Source organism: Kribbella sp. ALI-6-A, from assembly GCF_001984195.1.
Classification (GTDB): domain Bacteria; phylum Actinomycetota; class Actinomycetes; order Propionibacteriales; family Kribbellaceae; genus Kribbella.
In genome coordinates this window covers 404,416-422,900 of record NZ_MTQN01000010.1, presented here as the reverse complement: position 1 = coordinate 422,900, position 18,485 = coordinate 404,416, and the positions used below count along the sequence as shown (strand labels likewise).

Annotated in this window: 20 protein-coding genes and 1 tRNA gene; 5 read left to right on the top strand and 16 right to left on the bottom strand. The window is 68.6% G+C overall.

Annotated features, from left to right (window positions below; genetic code table 11):
* Nucleotides 1–9: 9 nt before the first annotated feature.
* The 7 genes from BWI15_RS16335 to BWI15_RS16305 form a co-directional block, all read right to left on the bottom strand.
* Nucleotides 10–990: a ribose-phosphate diphosphokinase gene (locus BWI15_RS16335; protein ID WP_077015269.1), complete on the bottom strand. Its 981-nt coding sequence runs from the start codon at nt 988–990 to the stop codon at nt 10–12.
* A 15-nt stretch (nt 991–1,005) separates the two neighbouring features.
* The gene (gene glmU, locus BWI15_RS16330; RefSeq protein WP_077015268.1) at nt 1,006–2,463 is read right to left on the bottom strand and encodes a bifunctional UDP-N-acetylglucosamine diphosphorylase/glucosamine-1-phosphate N-acetyltransferase GlmU; all 1,458 of its coding nucleotides are present in this window, start codon (nt 2,461–2,463) and stop codon (nt 1,006–1,008) included.
* A gap of 84 nt (nt 2,464–2,547) precedes the next feature.
* Nucleotides 2,548–3,855, bottom strand: coding sequence for a hypothetical protein (locus tag BWI15_RS16325; protein WP_077015267.1), 1,308 nt, complete (start codon nt 3,853–3,855; stop codon nt 2,548–2,550).
* Between the two features lie 70 nt (nt 3,856–3,925).
* Complete coding sequence (locus BWI15_RS16320; protein WP_083750806.1) at nt 3,926–4,603, bottom strand: response regulator transcription factor; 678 nt, start codon at nt 4,601–4,603, stop codon at nt 3,926–3,928.
* Between the two features lie 27 nt (nt 4,604–4,630).
* Nucleotides 4,631–5,809, bottom strand: coding sequence for a sensor histidine kinase (locus tag BWI15_RS16315; protein WP_077015266.1), 1,179 nt, complete (start codon nt 5,807–5,809; stop codon nt 4,631–4,633).
* An 82-nt stretch (nt 5,810–5,891) separates the two neighbouring features.
* A complete protein-coding gene (locus BWI15_RS16310; protein WP_077015265.1) occupies nt 5,892–6,533 on the bottom strand; it encodes a TetR/AcrR family transcriptional regulator in 642 nt (213 codons plus the stop codon).
* Between the two features lie 108 nt (nt 6,534–6,641).
* Entirely contained in the window at nt 6,642–7,685 is a 1,044-nt protein-coding gene (locus BWI15_RS16305) for an acyl-CoA desaturase (RefSeq protein ID WP_077015264.1), read from the bottom strand.
* A gap of 122 nt (nt 7,686–7,807) precedes the next feature.
* On the opposite strand from BWI15_RS16305, the gene BWI15_RS39410 reads away from it, so the two are divergent.
* Both BWI15_RS39410 and BWI15_RS16300 read left to right on the top strand, forming a co-directional pair.
* Nucleotides 7,808–7,879, top strand: a tRNA-Gln gene (locus tag BWI15_RS39410).
* Between the two features lie 455 nt (nt 7,880–8,334).
* The gene (locus BWI15_RS16300) at nt 8,335–8,937 is read left to right on the top strand and encodes a T6SS immunity protein Tdi1 domain-containing protein (protein WP_083750804.1); all 603 of its coding nucleotides are present in this window, start codon (nt 8,335–8,337) and stop codon (nt 8,935–8,937) included.
* 124 nt (nt 8,938–9,061) lie between these two features.
* Here BWI15_RS16300 and BWI15_RS16295 read toward each other — a convergent pair whose 3' ends face one another.
* From BWI15_RS16295 to BWI15_RS16275, 5 genes are all read right to left on the bottom strand, one after another.
* Nucleotides 9,062–9,394, bottom strand: coding sequence for a hypothetical protein (locus BWI15_RS16295; RefSeq protein ID WP_077015262.1), 333 nt, complete (start codon nt 9,392–9,394; stop codon nt 9,062–9,064).
* Between the two features lie 120 nt (nt 9,395–9,514).
* Complete coding sequence (locus BWI15_RS16290; RefSeq protein WP_077015261.1) at nt 9,515–9,736, bottom strand: hypothetical protein; 222 nt, start codon at nt 9,734–9,736, stop codon at nt 9,515–9,517.
* A 1,009-nt stretch (nt 9,737–10,745) separates the two neighbouring features.
* Nucleotides 10,746–11,081, bottom strand: coding sequence for a hypothetical protein (locus tag BWI15_RS16285; RefSeq protein ID WP_143465638.1), 336 nt, complete (start codon nt 11,079–11,081; stop codon nt 10,746–10,748).
* A gap of 60 nt (nt 11,082–11,141) precedes the next feature.
* The gene (locus BWI15_RS40725) at nt 11,142–11,399 is read right to left on the bottom strand and encodes a VOC family protein (RefSeq protein ID WP_077015259.1); all 258 of its coding nucleotides are present in this window, start codon (nt 11,397–11,399) and stop codon (nt 11,142–11,144) included.
* 15 nt (nt 11,400–11,414) lie between these two features.
* Nucleotides 11,415–11,744, bottom strand: a complete 330-nt coding sequence (locus BWI15_RS16275) for a hypothetical protein (RefSeq protein WP_077015258.1) — start codon at nt 11,742–11,744, stop codon at nt 11,415–11,417.
* A 149-nt stretch (nt 11,745–11,893) separates the two neighbouring features.
* Between BWI15_RS16275 and BWI15_RS16270 the strand changes: the two genes are divergently transcribed.
* On the top strand, nt 11,894–12,388 hold the full coding sequence (locus tag BWI15_RS16270; protein WP_143465636.1) for a hypothetical protein: 495 nt from the start codon (nt 11,894–11,896) through the stop codon (nt 12,386–12,388).
* Between the two features lie 18 nt (nt 12,389–12,406).
* Here BWI15_RS16270 and BWI15_RS16265 read toward each other — a convergent pair whose 3' ends face one another.
* The 4 genes from BWI15_RS16265 to BWI15_RS16250 form a co-directional block, all read right to left on the bottom strand.
* Entirely contained in the window at nt 12,407–12,736 is a 330-nt protein-coding gene (locus tag BWI15_RS16265; protein WP_077015256.1) for a nucleoside triphosphate pyrophosphohydrolase family protein, read from the bottom strand.
* Nucleotides 12,727–13,083 (bottom strand): hypothetical protein, encoded by a 357-nt coding sequence (locus BWI15_RS16260; protein ID WP_143465634.1) that lies wholly within the window; start codon nt 13,081–13,083, stop codon nt 12,727–12,729. Before BWI15_RS16260 ends, BWI15_RS16265 begins: the two co-directional genes overlap by 10 nt.
* 66 nt (nt 13,084–13,149) lie before the next feature.
* Complete coding sequence (locus BWI15_RS16255; RefSeq protein ID WP_077015254.1) at nt 13,150–13,791, bottom strand: HemK2/MTQ2 family protein methyltransferase; 642 nt, start codon at nt 13,789–13,791, stop codon at nt 13,150–13,152.
* Nucleotides 13,788–14,918 carry a carboxylate-amine ligase gene (locus BWI15_RS16250; protein WP_237771304.1) on the bottom strand — a complete coding sequence of 377 codons (1,131 nt, stop codon included), beginning with the start codon at nt 14,916–14,918 and terminating at the stop codon, nt 13,788–13,790. Before BWI15_RS16250 ends, BWI15_RS16255 begins: the two co-directional genes overlap by 4 nt.
* A gap of 281 nt (nt 14,919–15,199) precedes the next feature.
* On the opposite strand from BWI15_RS16250, the gene BWI15_RS16245 reads away from it, so the two are divergent.
* Both BWI15_RS16245 and BWI15_RS16240 read left to right on the top strand, forming a co-directional pair.
* Nucleotides 15,200–15,979 (top strand): ABC transporter ATP-binding protein, encoded by a 780-nt coding sequence (locus BWI15_RS16245; RefSeq protein ID WP_077015252.1) that lies wholly within the window; start codon nt 15,200–15,202, stop codon nt 15,977–15,979.
* Nucleotides 15,980–15,981: 2 nt separating this feature from the next.
* Nucleotides 15,982–18,438 carry an ABC transporter permease gene (locus BWI15_RS16240; protein ID WP_077015251.1) on the top strand — a complete coding sequence of 819 codons (2,457 nt, stop codon included), beginning with the start codon at nt 15,982–15,984 and terminating at the stop codon, nt 18,436–18,438.
* The last annotated feature ends 47 nt before the right edge of the window (nt 18,439–18,485 follow it).

Genomic DNA, 18,485 nt, shown 5'->3' with positions numbered 1-18,485 from the left:
CCCGACCGATCAGGCCCGGCCCTCGAACAGGCTGGTGACCGATCCGTCCTCGAACACCTCGCGAATCGCGCGGCTGATCAGCGGGGCGATCGACAGCTCGGTCAGCTTGTCGAACTTGCGCTCGGCCGAGATCGGCAGCGTGTTGGTGACGATCACCTCGCTGGCCTGGCAGTTCTTCAGCCGGTCCACCGCCGGGCCGGACAGGATCGCGTGCGTCGCCGCGATCACCACGCCCGCGGCGCCGTCGGCGTACAGGGCGTCGGCGGCCTTGGTGATCGTGCCCGCGGTGTCGATCATGTCGTCGACCAGGATGCAGACCCGGCCGGACACCTCACCGACGACCCGGTTGGCGACGGTCTCGTTCGGCCGCTCGATGTCGCGGGTCTTGTGGATGAAGGCCAGCGGCGCGTTGTTCAGCCGGGCCGACCACTGCTCGGCCACCTTGATCCGGCCGGCGTCCGGCGAGACCACGGCCAGCTGCTGGTCGCCGTACTTGTCGCGGACGTAGTCAGACAGGATCGGCAGCGCCATCAAATGGTCGACCGGCCCGTCGAAGAAGCCCTGGATCTGCGAGGTGTGCAGGTCGACGCAGATCAGCCGGTTCGCGCCGGCGGTCTTGAACAGGTCGGCCATCAGCCGGGCCGAGATCGGCTCCCGGCCGCGGTGCTTCTTGTCCTGCCGGGCGTAGCCGTAGAACGGCAGTACCACGGTGATCCGCTTGGCCGACGCCCGCTTCAGCGCGTCGACCATGATCAGCTGCTCCATGATCCACTCGTTGATCGGCGAGGTGTGGCTCTGGATCACGAACGCGTCGCTACCGCGCACCGACTCCTCGAACCGGACGTAGATCTCACCGTTGGCGAAGTCGTACGCCGAGGTGGGGACCAGGCCGGCACCGAGCTGCTCGGCCACCTCCTCGGCCAGACCGGGATGGGCCCGGCCGGAGAAAACCATCAGGTTCTTCTCGGTGGTTCGCTTCATCCCGCTCATCGCCACTGCCTCCCGTTACGCCTTCTCGCCAGTGTCGCCCGATGCGTCGGCGAGTGCCTCTTCCGCGGCCTTCGCCGTTGTCGTTCCGGCCCGCCTGCGCGCGACCCAGCCCTTGATGTTGCGCTGCCGCCCACGGGCGACGGCGATCTCGCCGGGGGCCACCGGCTGGTCGATCGCCGAGCCGGCCGCGATGTACGCGCCGTCGGCGATGTCGACCGGCGCGACCAGCACCGAGTTGCTGCCGACGAAGGAGTGCCGGCCGACGGTCGTGTGGTGCTTGTTCACCCCGTCGTAGTTGGCGAAGATCGTGCCGGCGCCGATGTTGGCGCCCTCGGCGATCGTGGCGTCCCCGGCGTAGGTCAGGTGCGGGACCTTCGCGCCGTCGGCGATCGCCGCGTTCTTGGTCTCCACGAACGTGCCGATCTTGCCCTTGACGCCCAGCGACGTCCCGGGCCGCAGGTAGGCGAACGGCCCGACCGAGGCCCGCGCGCCGATCTGCGCGCCGGAGCCGTGGGTGCGGATGATCGTGGCGCCCTCGCCGACCTGGACGTCGGTCAGCGTGGTGTCCGGGCCGATCACGGCGCCGGTGGCGACCGTGGTGGCGCCGTGGAGCTGGGTGTTCGGCAGCAGGGTGACGTCCGGCTCGAGCTGGACGGTCTGGTCGACCCACGTCGTGCTCGGGTCGACGACGGTGACTCCGGAGCGCATCAGCGCGTCGAGGGTGCGCCGGTTCAGCTCGGCGCGCAGCGTGGCCAGCTGGACGCGGTCGTTCACGCCCTCGGTCTGCATCGCGTCCTCGGTGACGAACGCGCCGACCCGCTTGCCGTCGCCTCGGGCGATCGCCAGGACGTCGGTCAGGTACAGCTCGCCCTGCGCGTTGTCCGTGGTGAGGCGGCTCAGCCCGTCGCGCAGCGTGGCCGCGTCGAAGGCGTAGATCCCGGCGTTGATCTCGTCGATCTGGCGCTGCTCGGCAGTGGCGTCCTTGTGCTCGACGATGCCCGCGACCGTGCCGTCCGGACCCGGCAGGATCCGGCCGTAGCCGGTCGGGTCGGGCACGCGCGCGGTGAGCACCGTCACAGCGTTGCCCTGCTTGTCGTGCTCGGCGGTCAGCTCCAGCAGCGTCTCGGCGGTCAGTAGCGGGACGTCGCCGGAGGTGACGACGACCGTGCCGTCGAAGCCTTCCGGTACGGCGGTGAGTCCGGCCCGGACGGCGTCGCCGGTGCCGAGCTGCTGCTCCTGGACGGCGGTCCGCACGTCCGGGTCGACGGCGGCCAGGTGCGCTTCGACCTGCTCCCGGCCGGTGCCGACCACGACGACCAGATGCTCGGGCGCGAGAGCACGCGCGGTGACGACCGCGTGCCCGACGAGGCTGCGCCCGCCGATCTCGTGCAGGACCTTGGGGGTCGCGGATTTCATCCGGGTCCCCTGACCGGCGGCCATCACGATGACCGCCGAAGGACGGTGGGAAGTCACGCGGTCTTCTCCTCGGGTTCCCTACGCGTTCAGGCGAGTGTGGGGCGTGGGCGCCGGAACAGGCGCCCGCGTCAGCCTACTTGCTCACTGTGCGAGGGTTCGCAGCGCATCCACAAGCTTCTGCTCGGTGAACCCGGTGTACTCCAGCAGCAGCCGCTCCTGGGCCGGCCGGTTGTACCCCCGCCGGGCCACCTGCAGGTAGAAGTCGGTGACCGTCCTGAGCCCGACCTGCTTGATCAGCTGCTCGACCGCGAGCCAGCTGATTCCGTCACTGTCCGTAGCCAGGTACTCGTCGTCGGTCGGCAGCCGGACCAGGTCGCCGAGCGATCGGCGGGTGATGTCCTCGCGGGCGGCCGCGACCTGCTTGGCCCGGCCGGTCGCGACCAGCTGCCGGCTCTCGGCGTACTGGGCCATGCCCTCGACGAGCCAGCGCGGCGCCTCCTCGCCGAGCCGGACCGGCAGCAGGTGCATCAGCGCGTGGCTCAGCTGGGCCGAGTCGAAGGTCGCCTGAGCCTCCGGGCGTACGACGATCCAGCCGCCGACCGGGCGGCCGTCCGCGGCCGGACTCGGGATCGGCTGCACCCGGGCCGGCTCGGTGCCGCGGAGAGTCGGCGGCAGCTCGGTCAGCACGCCCGGCTCGCGCAGCGCGACGACCATCGGGACGATCTGCAGGTGGCCCTTCCACAGCGCGCGGATCTTGCGGGCCATCGCGACCGTCTCGTCGGCCTGGCGCTCGGCGTACGCCAGCCGGCCGCGGTCGACCACGACCAGCACGTTGCGCCGCTTGACGACGTCGATCGGTCCGTAGTCCCACGGCTGGCGGCCGGAGCCGATCGCCCGGTCCAGGTCGTTGTCGTCGACCAGGAAGAGCCGGCCGTCGCGCACGGTGTAGGTGTAGCCGACGTCGGTCGCCGCCTGGGCGAGGCGGCTGCCGGCGATCTGGTAGCGCAGGCTGACCCGGAACGTGCCGGTGGCCAGGCCGTACCGGCGTACCGCCTGGTAGTTGGTCCAGACCTCGGCGCGGCGGTAGGTCACGGTCATGCCGAGCTTGCGCATGTTCTCGAACACCTGGCGCTGCTCGTCGCGCAACTCGGGGGCGACATCGCTGAGGAACTGCTGGAGGTTGTTCTGCCGCACGGCGATGCCACGCCGGGCCAAAATCGCGTCCACCGCAGCGCCGAGCCGCGGGTCGACCTCACCGGTCGGACTCGGCCGGACCTGCTGCAGCGTCGTACCGGCCATCGCGTCGGCGGTCAGCGAGATGTCCCGCCCGGGTGGCGGGACGCCGACCCACAGGCCGCCGCCGACCACCAGCATCGCGACCAGCGCCGGCCAGAGCGCGGGCCCCTCGGACAGCACCCACCGCCGTACCGCCGCCCACAACCCCGGCATCACACCCGACCCTCTCCCACCCCTCGACCAAGCGTGCCCATGGTCGCCCAATCAGAGGCCAGGCACCAACTCAGCCGTGGGCCTTGACCAAACCCGTTTCGTAGCCGAGCACGACCAGGGCGACCCGGTCGCGCAGCCCGGTCTTGGCCAGGATCCGGCCGATGTGGGTCTTCACCGTCGCCTCCGACAGCGTGAACAGCTGGGCGATCTCGGTGTTCGACAGCCCGCGGGCCACCTCCACCAGCACCTCCCGCTCGCGCGCGGTCAGGTCGGCCAGGTTCGGCACCTCGCGGTCCTCGTCCGGCAGCGCACCGGCGAAGTGCTCGAGCAGCCGCCGCGTCGTACTCGGCGACACCACCGCGTCGCCCGAATGCACCTGACGGATCGCCGACAGCAGGTCCGCCGGCGGCGTGTTCTTGAGCAGGAAGCCGGACGCGCCGGCCTTGATCGCCGCGAACGCGTACTCGTCCAGGTCGAACGTCGTCAGCACGATCACCCTCGGTGCCTGAGGCAACGACTGCACCTGGCGGGTCGCCTCGACGCCGTCCAGCCGCGGCATCCGGACGTCCATCAGCACGACGTCGCTCGCGGTCACCCGCAGCTTCTCCACCGCCTCACCACCGTCGCCGGCCTGGCCGACCACCCGCATGTCGGGCTGGGAGTCGACCAGCATGGTGAAGCCGGCCCGGACCAGCTCCTGGTCGTCCACCAGGAAGACCCGGATCACGCCGTCGTCGGTCTCGCTCACGCTGTTGTTCCTCCGGCTCGATTTCGCTTACTGGTCAACGGGTCCGGCGTACGGGAGCTTGGCGACCACCTCGTAACCACCGCCCGCCTTGGGCCCGGCGTTCACCGTACCGCCGGAGATCGAGGCGCGTTGCCGCATCCCGACCAGTCCGTGGCCCGGATCGTTGCTCGGGGCGACCCCGCCGCCGCGGCCGTCGTCGGTGACCACCACGGTCAGCATCTCGTGCCCGAAGTCCAGCGTCACGGACGTGCGCGCTCCCGGGCCGGCGTGTTTGAGCGTGTTGGTCAGCCCCTCCTGCACGATCCGGTACGCCGTCAGGCCGAGCAGCGCGGGCAGGTCGCGCGGCGTACCGGTGACCTGGTAGTCGACGGTGAGGCCTGCCTCGCGAACGTTCTCGATCAGCTCGGGCAGCGAGGAGACGCCGGGTTGCGGGCGCGGCTGGTTGGGGTCGAGCTCGTTGGCCTCGTCCTGCTTGAGCAGACCGAGCATCTTGCGCATCTCGGTCAGCGACGCGCGCCCGGTGTCGCCGATCGTGGCCAGCGCCTTCTTCGCCTGCTCCGGCGACGCGTCCGCGGCGTACAGGCCACCGTCGGCCTGGACGATCATGATCGACAGGCCGTGCGCGACCACGTCGTGGATCTCCCGGGCGATCCGGGTCCGCTCGTTGGAGACCGCCAGCGCGGCCTCCCGGTCCCGGTCGCGTTCGGCCTGGGCGGCGCGCTCCTCCAGCTGGGCGACGTACAGGCCGCGGGTGCGGCGGCGTTCGCCGAAGGCCCAGACCCCGAACACGACCGCGCCGAACGCGACCATCATCGTGATCTGCTGCCGCCAGTCGGAGTTCGCGTAGTACCGCGCGGTGGCCATCAGGACGCCGAGGCCGCCGATGCCGAGGGCGAAACGGCTGTAGCGGACTTCGCCGTACACGGAGATCGTGTAGAGCGCGACGAGCAGCCCCACGTTGCCGGCCTGCAGCTCGACCGCCGCCAGCCACTGCAGGACAGCAATCGCCGAGACGCCGAAGAAGACCAGCTCGGGATGGGTGCGCCGCCAGATCAGCGGGACCAGCAGGGCGACGCCGACCACACCGGCCACCCCGGCCTGGGCCAGCGAGAGGAAGCCGAAAAAGAGCGTCAATGCACCCGCCAGCAGCAGGTCGAACGCCCTGGACTGCGGCGACACGCGCCGAGCCGTGAAGAACCCCGTCATGCCGGTCAGCGTACGGCGACTTTCCGCCGGAAAGGTCAGTCCACGGGCGGATGTCGGGCTACGACCGGGGACCGACCGAGGCCTACTTGTGCGGGCGGGTGGACAGCGTCGGCTTGGCTTCCAGGCCGGACAGGCCGTTCCAAGCCAGGTTAACCAGGTGCGCGGCGACGTCCGGCTTCTTCGGACGGCGTGCGTCGAGCCACCACTGGCCGGTCAGCGCGACCATGCCGACCAGCATCTGCGCGTACATCGGCGCGTTTTTCGGGTCCAGCTCGCGGCGCTTGAACTCCTCGGCCAGGATGTGCTCGACCCGGGTGGCGACGTCGCTGAGGATCGAGACGAACGACCCGCTCGACGATCCGACCGGCGAATCCCGGACCAGGATCCGGAACCCGTCGGAGGAGTTCTCGATGTAGTCCAGCAGCGCGAGCGCCGCCTGCTCGACCAGCTCGTGCGCCCGGCCCGCGGTCAGCGACGCGGTCACGGTGTCGAGCAGGCTGCGGACCTCGCGGTCCACGACCACGGCGTACAGGCCCTCCTTGCCACCGAAGTGCTCGTACACGACTGGCTTGGAGACCTCGGCCTTGGCCGCGATCTCCTCCACCGAGGTCGCCTCGAAGCCCTTCTGGGCGAACAGGCCGCGGGCGATGGTGATGAGCTGCTCGCGACGCTCCGCACTCGTCATCCGGATCCGGGTGGACCGCCGCGGTTTGGGTTCCGTCACGTCGAGATCACGTCAGCATCATGCCGTACGGCGGTGTCCCGTGCTGGGAGATTTCCGGCCGGACGCCCCGCGAAGAGGGCGCCGGCCGGGATCGCGACACGGACCCGCTCAGGCCGCGACCTTGGTCCGGCGGCTGCGCGCCGCCTTCTCCGCGGCCTTCTCGGCCGCCTGCTCCGCCGCGCTCACCCGGCGTGCCTCGAGCCGCTCCGGCACCGGCCAGCGCACGTCGCTGACCCAACCCATCTTCTCGAAGAACCAGATGCAGCGCGCCGACGTGTCGAGCTGCCCCTTCAGCACGCCGTGCCGCGCGCAGGTCGGGTCGGAGTGGTGCAGGTTGTGCCACGACTCGCCCTGGCTGAGGATCGCCAGCCACCAGACGTTGCCCGACTTGTCCCGGCTCTTGAACGGCCGGTCGCCGATCGTGTGGCAGATCGAGTTGATCGACCAGGTGACGTGGTGCAGCAGCGCGATCCGGACCAGGCTGGCCCAGAAGAACGCGGTCAGCGCGCCCTCGAACGACCAGGACCACAGACCGCCGATCACGGCCGGCAGCAGCAGCGAGATCAGCACCAGCAGCGGGAACATCCGGGAGACCCGGACGATGTCTTTGTCCTTCAGCAGGTCCGGCGCGTACTGCCGCTGCGGAGTCTGCTCGGTGTCGAACAACCACCCGATGTGCGCGTGCAGGAAACCCTTGGTCAGCGCACCCAGCGTGTCGCCGTACTTCCACGGGCTGTGCGGGTCGCCGTCACGGTCGGAGAACTTGTGGTGCTTGCGGTGGTCGGCCACCCAGCGCACCACGGGCCCCTCGATCGCCAGCGAGCCGGCGATCGCCAGGGCGTACTTCATCGCCCGGTTCGGCTTGAACGACTTGTGGGTGAACAGCCGGTGGAAACCGATCGAGATGCCGTGACCCGCGATCGTGTAGAAGACCACCGCGATCACGATGTCGCGCCACCCCAGGAACCCGCCCCAGGCGATCGGCACCGCCGCGAGAACAGCCAGGAACGGGATCCCGATGAACAACGCCAGCGCGACCTGTTCCCAGATCTGTTTGCGTTCGCCCCCGAGCGTTCCGGTGTCGATGTCGAGCTCGTCGACGTCCTGGGCGCGGCTCGGCGCCTCCGGTGCTGCCACGGCGGGTGGAGTCATGTCGTGTTCCCTCTGACTGGAGGACTGCTTACCTACGCTACCGTAACCTACGGGACCGTAGGTATGGAACCCCTCGCGTGTCGCCCCGGTACCCATGGCAAACTGTCCGAACGCACCAGCGGTCCCCCGTGGGGTAATCGGCAGCCCGCGAGACTTTGAATCTCGAAGACCAGGATCGAAACCTGGCGGGGGAGCAACTCTCTGTTGTGCGGTGGGGTGGTTTTCCCACGCGCCGGCTACGCGCGCTCCTTCGTCGCGTGCCGCGCGGTGCTCGCGCCCGCCCGGTCAGGGGTGCGCGCCGGCGCGCGATGCTTTGCGCTTATCGCGCGAACCGCTACGCGCGAGCATCGTGCTGGCGACCTCAGGGCGCGCTCACGCCGGGTATGCCGGAAGGCCGGACCGACCGGTTCTTGATCGCCACAGCGGACTCCGGCGGTTTGTTCTCGGTGGTGGAGCCAGCTCGTCGAGCGCCACCAGCTGACGTTCCAGCTACCAGCCCGGGATCATTTCGGTTCGGCGTGAACACCATCGTTCGGGGGTACGGCCGCACCTTCTGCCTGAGTGTTGCCCGGCTACAAAGTATCGTCTGGGTGGACAAGCGTGTTGAGCTGGTGGGTGGGGCCTGGGGCCACGCTGGGGAGGAGATCCGTTGACCACGTTTCGGGAATTCAGTCGGGTGTCGACGATCGAAGAATCGACGATCGAACGGTTCTCCGGCCAGGTACCTGCCGAGGTCGTCGACATGTGGCGGACGCACGGCGCCGGCTACCTGGGCGACTTCTTCTTCCGGGTCGTCGATCCGGCGCGGGCCGCGCAGATGCTCGACGGGGTGGTCGGATTCCCGGACAACTCGACCGTGCTGTTCACCACCGGCCTCGGTGACGTCATCTTCCACGCGAACGATGTGTTCTTCGTCATCAAGTTCCGCTTCGGCGTGATCGACCTGGTGCCCACGGGAACGCCGTTCGGCGAACTGGTCGCGATGATGGAGCGGCCGGAGAACCGCGGGCCGGTGTTCGAGTGGGACCCCTATCCCGCGGTGGTGGCGACGCATCGGGAGGGCACACCCGCGTTCGAGCAGTGCTACGGCTTCGTGCCGCTGCTCGCCCTCGGCGGGCGACCCAGTGCGGAGAACGTCCAGTTGGTCGGACTGTACGAGCACCTCGCGTTGATCGTCCAGATGGCGGGTATGCCGCAGTTGCGTGGCTTCCTCCCGACGCCTCCGGAGCCATCGGCCAACCGGTTCGCCTGACCCGAAAGCTCCATGCTTGCCTCAGCTCACCCGCCAATAGATCCGCGACACATGTCCGCCAACTGATGTGCGACCTGTGAGCCAGGAAATTGAGGTTGCGATCCGCGGTCGCTGGGCTCTGATGCTAGGCCGGAGAGGGAGTGGACAGCGCCACTCGTACTTGTGCGGTGACCCATAGGTCGTCTGGGCCGCCCTGTGTCACGGCCTGCAGTGTGACCGACGTCGGTTCGGTGAGGAGTGTGTGCGCCTCGCGGTACTCGTATCGGAGGTCCTGTGTCCAGGCCGTGGACAGAGCTACCTCGACTTGTCCGGCGGTCACACCGGGCTTTGCGGTCGCCGAGGCGTCTATCAGCCACTCGCCTCGTTCGTTTCGCTGGACGACGGCGTCGTCCAGCAACTCGTGTGGCTGGTCGGCGTAAATCGGGTCTCCTAACCAGGTGAGAAAGTCGATCTCCATGCCGAGCAGGTTGTCACCCTCGCTAGGCGGTCCGGATCGGCAGATCTCTCGTTTTTGCTCGGCGAAGGCCGCTGGGCTCAACATGCCCAATAGTTTGCCCTGTCCGCGTGACAGGTGGGCTTACGAGTTGGGCGTCGCGGTGCGGGGTCGCCGGCCTTTGATGCTGCGCACTGGCTGGGTGGTGGTGCGGCGGACGATCTGGGTGTCGGTGTCGGGGAGCTCGATGGCCAGGGTGGTTTCGGACGTGAGCACGGTGACGGTTTCGTGTTTCTGGGCGCGATCGAGGGCGACCTTTTGGCCGCAGACCATGATCACGCCGGAGTTGCTGGCACGGCGCTGCACTCGAACGGGCTCGACGATGGTCGTGGCGGTGGGCCTGGTCCATGGCCAGCGGGTTGGGCCGGACGCGGAGCAGTTCGCGGGTGTCGAGGTCGTAACATCAACACGCCTGGTTCGATGCGGATCCCGACTCGGCGACCGCCGAGGATCTCTGCGGCGACCAGGACGTGTCCGGCAAGCGATACGGTGCCTGCGCGGCACACGATCCGCTCGACCTCAATCGCGTCGCTGCCCTCGATCTGGGGCAACGGTGAGGGACCGGCGGTGACCCCGCCGTCGGCGAGGAGCCTAGCGAGGTCATTCACGGTGGGGTGTGAGCGAACGGTCTCGATCCTGGCACCGGCGACGAGCAGGCGGATTGCCCAGAACCGCAGTGTCTGAACGGCCCGATGCGGGCCGAGGTCGACCACGTGAACAGGAACTCCGGCCGTCAGCAGCAGCGTGGCGTGAGACATGCCCAAGGTCGAGCAACCGAGCGCGCGTCAGTGGCTTCAGAAGTGTGGGATCAGGCTTGCATGAGCTCGGCTAGTAGCGCCGGCTTGCCGTCCTCGAAATCCTCATCAGTGATGACGCCATCTTCGAAGAGCGCGGACAACCTCCGCAGACGCGCTTCTGGATCCCCTGGACTCCCCTGCCCGGCTGGGCCGGCCGAACTGGCTGCCGACTCGAACGTTTCCCGTAGCCGGTCGACGGCCTCACGAAGCTGCGTCAGCTCTCGTACCAGTTCTGGATCCGTCACAAGGTCCCCCACTCTGGACAGAGCCGCACGGATACGGCTGCCGGTTCTCCACCTTCTGTCGAGCGACGTCGGTCGTCAATCAGGGAAGACCCCGACCCATACCCCAACGGCTCCGACCCCAATGGTCGGCTGTAGACGATTCAGCGTGCTTCGGCCCGCCTCCTCGCTGAGCGCCGAGCATGGCAGGGAGCTCGAGAGACCGCGCCGGTTACGCCCACTCCTCGTCGCGTGTCGCGTGGTGCTCCCGCGCGCATTTGCGTGCTGCCGCCCGGCTCAGTAGGACGGAGCAGGTGTGGCCGCGGAGTCCCGCAGACCGTCCCAATCCTCCCGTCGTACGAGGACAAGATCAGTGCTGGCGAGGGCCTGCATCAGTTGATCCGCGCGGAGTGTGCTCTCGACGTACACCAGCGTCGGATAAGCCGCGTACTCCGGTTCCGCAGGCTCTTCGAGGTCCTCGTTGGGCTGGACATAGACCAATTCAGGGAAGTCATCGCGCCGCCAGTCGCCTGCGAGGAAGTAGTCGCCCCCGCGATAGTCGCTGCTGCGTGGCTCGAACTCGAGCCCGAGGGTGCGGGCCAGCAAGTCAGCAACACTTGTCACGTCGTCCATGCCAGCAAACGTCAGCGAGGTCAATGTAGGGCGGCTCACCGCGGCATTGTGCCCGATCGACTATTCCTCGGAGAACCCGGGAACACCCTGAGCACATGTCCGTCCGGGTCGGCGGCGCGGAATTCGCCATCGTCGCCGGCGTACGGCATCAGGATGATCTCGTGCTCGTCCCAGCGGACGACGCCGAGATCGGCTGGAATCTCCGAAGGTGCCAAGGAGTTCGAAGTCAAGGACTTCTGTGTAGAACCTGGTGCTGGCCTGTAGATCGGAAACGTTCAGGATCGGGTTGATGTGGACAACAGAAGCGGGAAGACGCAAGATGAGCGGCTTGCCTCAGCAGTGTCCGGTCAGCACCACGACAGTCTGGTCTGCTTCGGACTGCCAGAGGCCGGCCGTCCATTCCAGTTCCCCACGTGCCCGCGGCTCGACGGTCACAGCGGCGCGAACGCTCTGCCACACAGCCTGTGCGTCGGGACCGTCGAGCCAGTCCAACTGACCGCCGGCCCAGTAGAACAACACGAGGGGCGCCCCGCGCGAGATCGCCTCGTCGCAGATTCGCCGCTTGGCCTTGGTGCCGCGCCGCTGGAAGAGGACTCCGTCGGGGCTGGTGAGCCGGCCCTGCTCCATTGCATCCCACTGTGTCCCCGACAGGTCGACTCGCATGGACCTATCGTGGCGCACATCCCGCGAGCGCGAGGGGACGATGCGGAGGATCGGGCGGCGTACTCGAGATGTGCAGCAACAACGGCCAACCCACGCCGATGCCGACGAGAGGATCCGCTGGATGCGGATGCCCGCGAGATACTGATCCAGTGGCTGTCACACAGAACCTTGCTCGCTTGAGCGACGCGATGATCTCGGAGTGCAGCACATCCATCGCGGTACTGGATGACGTTTGCTCGTTCCGTGGCCTGAAGTCGAGTGACTACCTGGATCTCGATTGGGCTCCGACGCTATTGATGCAAGCGGCAATGATCGCCCGTGTGGACGCGAAGCTCCTGGCGGCGCTCACCCGAGCAACACGTGGCGAGGGCGAGCTCAACCCGGCGTACCGCGACATGCCGGAGACCATCTGGGAGCATCCTGTCTCGTCTCTTTCATCGACCCAGGTCGCTGAGATCGACAAGTCGCTGCAGGTGCTTGCCGGGCTCGACTTTCCGTCCGCTCACGACGCATTTGGTCGACTCCCCCAGTTCGAGCGCATGGATCGGCCGGCTGCGTACCTTTGCGAGCACTTCCGTGCGCTCTGTGACTTCTACCGTGGCGCTGCGGAGCGAGGTTTCGGAACCATCATGTGGTGGGACTGAAACGTCCACATTGCCGACTCAACGATTGTCTCCACTCCCCCCGAGCACCGCTCGCTTCTGCCGGTCGGCAAGTTTCGTGATGTTGCGCTGGGCAACATCTTCGAGTGGGACACCGAAATGGTCCGCGATGACAGCGACGTACCACAGCGTGTCACCCAACTCTTTCGTGAGGTCTTCGATGTCCCACTGGGAGAAGTCGCTGTCCTTGTCGCGGACGATCTTCTTGGCTTTCTCGGCGATCTCACCAGTTTCGCCGACCAGCCCGAGCAAGAGATGGAAGAGCTCGTTGTGTTTGTCCTTCGGTGCCGCGGTGCGAAGGGCTGCCTGCTGGTAGTCATTCAGATCCATGCGGAGGACTGTAGGCCGAACCGCCGACCACGACTCAGGCCGCAAGCACACACCGCGATCCCGGACAAACCGAGCAAGGTCACCAGCAGGGCGGCCACCTTCTCAGCGGTCGGGGCCGGCCGAGGGTCCTCCCCGTACGTCTTGCTGTAGTCCCATTCGAAGGTGATCCCCTGGAAGGTGATCAGCCATGCGGAGAGGAACAGGCCCACTCCGACGGGCAGTCCGACAACAAGCCCCGTGCCGACCGGTTCCGCAGTGGTCGCGATCACCACGCCGCCCAGCCAACCCAACACCGAGACGGCGACGAATCGGCGGCGAACCCGAGCACGTACGACGGCGATGACCACCGGCCAAGCGACGTACAGGCCGATCAGAAGCGGACGGGACATGCGGATGATTCAAGCACCCGACGGTCAGGGAGCGACGGCCCGGATGATGACCACGTCCTCCTCGTCGACGTCGGCGGGGATTGTCCCGGCGGCCTGTTGAGCCTTCATCAAAGGACCCAGAGGGCCGCGGACGGAGGAGCGGACCTCGACATCCACCAGGCCGGCCTGGCGCAGGCGGTCCAGGGTCTTCTCCGTGCCGATCAGCGACGAGTGGACCAAAAGCAGGGCCCCGCCGGGCGTCAGATGATCCGGAGCCCCGTCGCAGATGGCGTCCAGGACGATGCGCCCGTCGTGCCCGGCCTCCCAGGCCCGGCTGGCGCCCCGGCGCGGCACGTCGGGACGCGGCGACGGCACGTACGGCGGGTTGCTGGCGATCAGGTCGAAGCGTTCCCCTGCGACCGGCCCGAACGTTCGCCCTCGCCGAGTCCGCACGGACACACCAACCCGGCGAGCGTTCAGGCGCACGGTGAGCAGGGCGCGCCGGGAAACGTCGATCGCGGTGGCCTCGGCCCCGCACTGCGCGGCGGTCAGCGCGAGCACGCCGCTGCCGGTGCAGATGTCGAGGGCTCGCGAGCCGGGCCCGCGCGTCTCCGCGCGAATGGCGTCGGCAAGCATCCACGAGTCGGAGATGGGGGCGAAGACGCCGGGCAGGGTCAGCAGTTTCATGCGGTGAACACCTCCGCGAGCCAGGGGACGACGCGCTCGGGTCCGAGTGCGCGCAGCTGATCGACCGGTGGGTCCTCCACCAGCGCCCGTACGTCGTCCAGCCCGCCCGGCGCGTACGGCTCGGCGGCGTCGATCAGGTCGTGCAGACGACGGCGGGTCGGGAGGACCGATCCGGTCCGCAGGTCGAGCAGTTCGCCGCGGACGCCGTCGCGGAGCGCGGACCACCGGTTCTCGGCGATTCGCCAGCTCGGTGCGGGAGGCGGCAGTTCGCGGACGTGGTGCTGGTAGGCGAGGTGGGCGCCGAGCGCGTGGACGAAGCGAGCGATCGCGCTGGTCCGCTCGACCGTCGCCTGGACGTCGAGCACCCGCAGTTCGAGCGTTCCGTACCGTAGATGCGGCCGAAGCTCCCACCACCACTCCGACCCGTCGGCCATGGTGCTCCCCCGGACCATCCAGGCGAGGTCGTCGGCGAACTCCTCCCAGGAGTTGATGATCGGCGGCACGCCCTGCCGTGGCAGCTCGGACGCGATCACCGGACGTACCGAACACAACCCGGTGTCACGTCCCGCGAAGAACGGCGCGGCACCAGCCAACGCGGCCAACTCAGGCAGGACGTCGCGCAACGCGTGGTAGACACCCAAGGTGCAGTCGGCGTCACCGAACGCCAGGTGGACCTGCAGCGACGAGACCAGTTGCCGTCCGATCACTTCTCGGTAGCGATCTCCCAGCTCAGCGGCCCGTTGCGTGGATGCCAGCGCGGTCGGTCCGTCGAGCAAAGGATGAACCGGCGCGGCGATCACAGCCAGATCCGGCCCGCAGGCATCGGCGACCAACGCCCGGCACGAACGCAACTCCTCGACGGCTTCCGTCACCTTTTCGTGCACGGACGTCGCGATCTCGAGCTGGCAAGCGGGCAACTCGGTCTTCACCCGAGTGTCACCAGCACCGGCGACCAGCGCGGAAGCGTCGGCAGGCATCCAGCTGCCCCGATGCACCACCAGCAGCTCTTCCTCGAACCCGACCGTCCCCGGCACGGTGCTCGCGAACAACGCCCGCAACGACGCGGCATCCGGTACGGCGTTCGCAGCCGCCTCCGGCACCCCGTCACGGTCCTTCACACGCAGCACCCGAAGCCCCTCGTTCGTACCGGACGCGGACCGCGCCACGGCATCCTTCGGGCTCACTGCCGAACCCGCCCTTCCGATACCCCTCCCTTCTCCCCCGCAATCGGCCCCGATCCTCCGATCTCGCTGACCGGAAAGCTGTCGGCTCACACAGGTTGCGCTCGGCTACGACCCAGGTCGTACGCCGAGTCCATTCCCTGGTCCGACGAGACCGGCGCCGCGAATCAATACCTTCGATGACGTGGGCGGGACAGGCTCGTTCACGAGGTACACCAAGGAGACCGATGACCATCCAGACCGGCGAGCTCCCGCTCGGCCGTTTGCCGCAGGACAGCGCCCCCGGGACCGCGATCCGCGCTCACGAGCTCCGCAAGGTGTACGGGCAGGGCGACACCGCGGTGGCGGCCCTCGACGGGGTGTCCGTCGACTTCGGGGTCGGCCGGTTCACCGCGATCATGGGCCCGTCGGGCTCCGGCAAGTCGACGCTGATGCACTGTCTGGCAGGCCTCGACACGCCCACCTCGGGCCAGGTGCTGCTGGGCGAGACCGAGCTGACCACCCTGCCGGACGCCGAGCTGACCCGGATCCGCCGCGACCGGATCGGCTTCGTCTTCCAGTCGTTCAACCTGCTCCCGATGCTCTCGGCCAAGGACAACATCCTGCTGCCGCTGGAGCTCGGCAACCGCAAGCCCGACCAGGAGTGGCTCGACACCCTGATCGACGTACTCGGCCTGCAGGACCGCCTCACCCATCGCCCATCGGAACTGTCCGGCGGCCAGCAGCAGCGCGTGGCCGTCGCCCGCGCACTGGTCGGCCGGCCCGAGGTCGTCTTCGCCGACGAGCCGACCGGCAACCTGGACTCCCGCTCCGGCGCCGAGGTGCTCGGTTTCCTGCGCCGCAGCGTGCGCGAGTTCGGCCAGACCGTCGTGATGGTCACCCACGACCCGCTCGCCGCCTCGTACGCCGACCGCGTGGTCCTGCTGGCCGACGGCAAGCTGGCCGGAGAGCTGCTCGAGCCGACGCCCGAGACCGTGCTCGGCGCCCTGCGGCAGCTGGGGGCCTGACCGTGCGACGCTCCATCCTCTCCTCGCTGCGCGCCCACATGGGCCGCCTGATCGCCGCCTGCCTGGCGATCGTGCTGGGGGTCGGCTTCGGCACCCTGGCGTTGTCCGTGCACGCCTCGGCGTCGCACGGGATCGACCAGACCATCGGCAAGGCCAACGCCGGCGTCGACGCGGTGGTGGTCAGCGACCAGCGCTCGGTCGACGCCAAGGACGCGGCCGCGCTCCGCAAGCTGCCGCAGGCCGCGTCGGTCGTCGTCGACACCGGCGCGTACCTGCAGGTCCAGTGGGCCGGTCAGGTCCGCCCGACGTACCTCGGCGTGAACGCGCTCTACGACACGTCGAAGATCGCCGGCCCGAAAGCGTCGCAGGGCCGGCTGCCCGCCAGCACGCTTGAGATCGCGCTGCCGGCCCGGACGGCCGAGAAGAACAAGGTCGCCCTCGGCAGCAAGCTCCAGCTCAGCTCGTACGACAACAAGCGCTGGACCGTGACCGTCGTCGGCATCCTCGACGACAGCACCAGCTTCGGTTCCGGTTCGGCCGTGGCGACGCCGCAGTCGGTGAAGATCTTCGAACCGCAGAGCTACATCAACCAGATCAAGATCGCCGCCCAGCCGGGCATCGACCAGGAAGCCCTGGTCGCCGCGATCACGCCGATGGCCTCCGGCCTGCAGGTCTACACCGGCGCCGGCTGGATCGATCACGAGGTGAAGGGGCTGACCAACGGCATCGACGTGCTCGGCGGGGTGTTCGGCATGTTCGCCGTGATCGCCCTGTTCGTCGCCTGCCTGGTGATCGCGAACACCTTCACGATCGTGATCGCCCAGCGCACCCGCGAGATGGCGCTGCTGCGCTGCGTCGGCGCGTCCCGCCGGCAGGTGTTCTCTTCGGTGCTCGCCGAGGCGGCCGTGGTCGGCCTGGTCGCCTCCGCGGTCGGCGTGGTGGTCGGAATCGCGCTGTCGGCCCTCGGCCTGGCACTGTCGCGGGAGTTCGACCTGGAACTGCCGCCGATCAGTCTGCACCTCGACGTGGTGTCGATCCTCGCGCCGCTGCTGCTCGGCACCGTCGCGACCGTCCTGGCCGCGATCGTCCCGGCCCGCCGCGCCACCAAGGTCGCGCCGCTGGCGGCCCTGCGCCCGGAGGCGGCCCCGGCGGCCGCGTCGAAGCGCGGCATCGTCCGGATCGTGCTCGGCTTCCTGCTCCTGGCCGGCGGTGGACTGTTGCTCGCGGCAAGCGCTGCGGGTGGTCAGGTCGTGATCGGCGTCGCCGGCGGCGTGCTGTCGTTCATCGGCGTCCTGGCGATCGGCTCGCTGCTCGTCCCGGCGTTGGTCCGGCTGCTCGGCGCGCTGCCGGCCCGCAAGGGCGGCGTACCGGCTCGGATCGCGGTGGCGAACGCCGTCCGCAACCCCCGCCGTACGGCGGCCACCACGTCCGCGCTGCTGATCGGTGTCACGTTGATCAGCCTGACCTGCGTGGGCATCGCGTCGGTTCGCAAGACCTTCGACGTGACGATGGACGACCAGTACCCGGTCGACCTGATGGTCCGCACGTACGACGCGAAGCTCCCGGCCAGTGCGGAGCAGCAACTGCGCGACATCAAGGGCATCACCCAGGTCGTTCCGGTGCGGAGCGTCGATGTGAAGGCCGGGCAGGAGACACTGAGCATCACTGGTGTCGACCAGGCCAAGACCGGTCCGGTCGTCCACAACCCCCAACTGGTCAGCCAGTTGCAGCCGGGGGTTGCGCTGCTCGACAAACCCACCCTGCGGATGCTGTCTCTGCAGGAGGGTTCCGACCTCACGCTGGTCGCGGGCGGGAACAAGATCACCCTGAAGGCCCACCAGGCCGTCGGTCTGGACCCGATCACGATCACCGACACCGACCTGCAAAGACTGGCTCCGCAGGCGAAGGTCTCAGGCTTCTGGCTGGCCTCCGACCCGAAGGCGGACGGGCCCGACGTGATCGACGCGGTCCAGCAGTCGCTGCCGTCGGTGAAGGTACTGAACGTCGAAGGCGGTCTGGCCGAACGCAGCAGCTACACCCAGATCTTCGACGTACTGCTGATCGTCGCAGTCGGCCTGCTCGGGGTGTCGGTGCTGATCGCACTGGTCGGCGTCGGCAACACGCTCAGCCTGTCGGTGCTCGAACGCACCCGGGAGAACGCGTTGCTCAGGGCAATGGGTCTGACCCGCCGCCAGCTGCGCGGAATGCTCGCTGTCGAATCGTTGCTGATGGCCCTGGTCGCGGCCGGTCTGGGCATCGTGCTCGGCCTGGTGTACGGCTGGACCGGCACCGCGGCCTTGATGAGCTCGCAGACCGACGGCAAGGTCCAGTACGCCGTACCGGTCGCTCTGCTGGTCACGATCGCGCTGGTCGCGGCGATCGCCGGTCTGCTCGCGTCGGTGCTGCCGGCTCGTCGCGCGGCGAAGGTCGCTCCCGCTGGAGCCCTCGCCTCGGAGTAGTTCCTGCCAGCGTCCGAAGAACCGTGGCCTGTAGCGCACGGTTCTTC

Bases quoted from the DNA above. Each gene is read 5' to 3' on its own strand.
- BWI15_RS16315 (WP_077015266.1), bottom strand. From the start codon at position 5,809: ATGACGGGGTTCTTCACGGCTCGGCGCGTGTCGCCGCAGTCCAGGGCG.
- BWI15_RS16295 (WP_077015262.1), bottom strand. From the start codon at position 9,394: ATGGAGATCGACTTTCTCACCTGGTTAGGAGACCCGATTTACGCCGAC.
- BWI15_RS16245 (WP_077015252.1), top strand. From the start codon at position 15,200: ATGACCATCCAGACCGGCGAGCTCCCGCTCGGCCGTTTGCCGCAGGAC.
- BWI15_RS16265 (WP_077015256.1), bottom strand. From the start codon at position 12,736: ATGGATCTGAATGACTACCAGCAGGCAGCCCTTCGCACCGCGGCACCG.
- BWI15_RS16255 (WP_077015254.1), bottom strand. From the start codon at position 13,791: ATGAAACTGCTGACCCTGCCCGGCGTCTTCGCCCCCATCTCCGACTCG.
- BWI15_RS16305 (WP_077015264.1), bottom strand. From the start codon at position 7,685: ATGACTCCACCCGCCGTGGCAGCACCGGAGGCGCCGAGCCGCGCCCAG.
- BWI15_RS16335 (WP_077015269.1), bottom strand. From the start codon at position 990: ATGAGCGGGATGAAGCGAACCACCGAGAAGAACCTGATGGTTTTCTCC.
- BWI15_RS16285 (WP_143465638.1), bottom strand. From the start codon at position 11,081: ATGGACGACGTGACAAGTGTTGCTGACTTGCTGGCCCGCACCCTCGGG.
- BWI15_RS16275 (WP_077015258.1), bottom strand. From the start codon at position 11,744: ATGCGAGTCGACCTGTCGGGGACACAGTGGGATGCAATGGAGCAGGGC.
- BWI15_RS16325 (WP_077015267.1), bottom strand. From the start codon at position 3,855: ATGCCGGGGTTGTGGGCGGCGGTACGGCGGTGGGTGCTGTCCGAGGGG.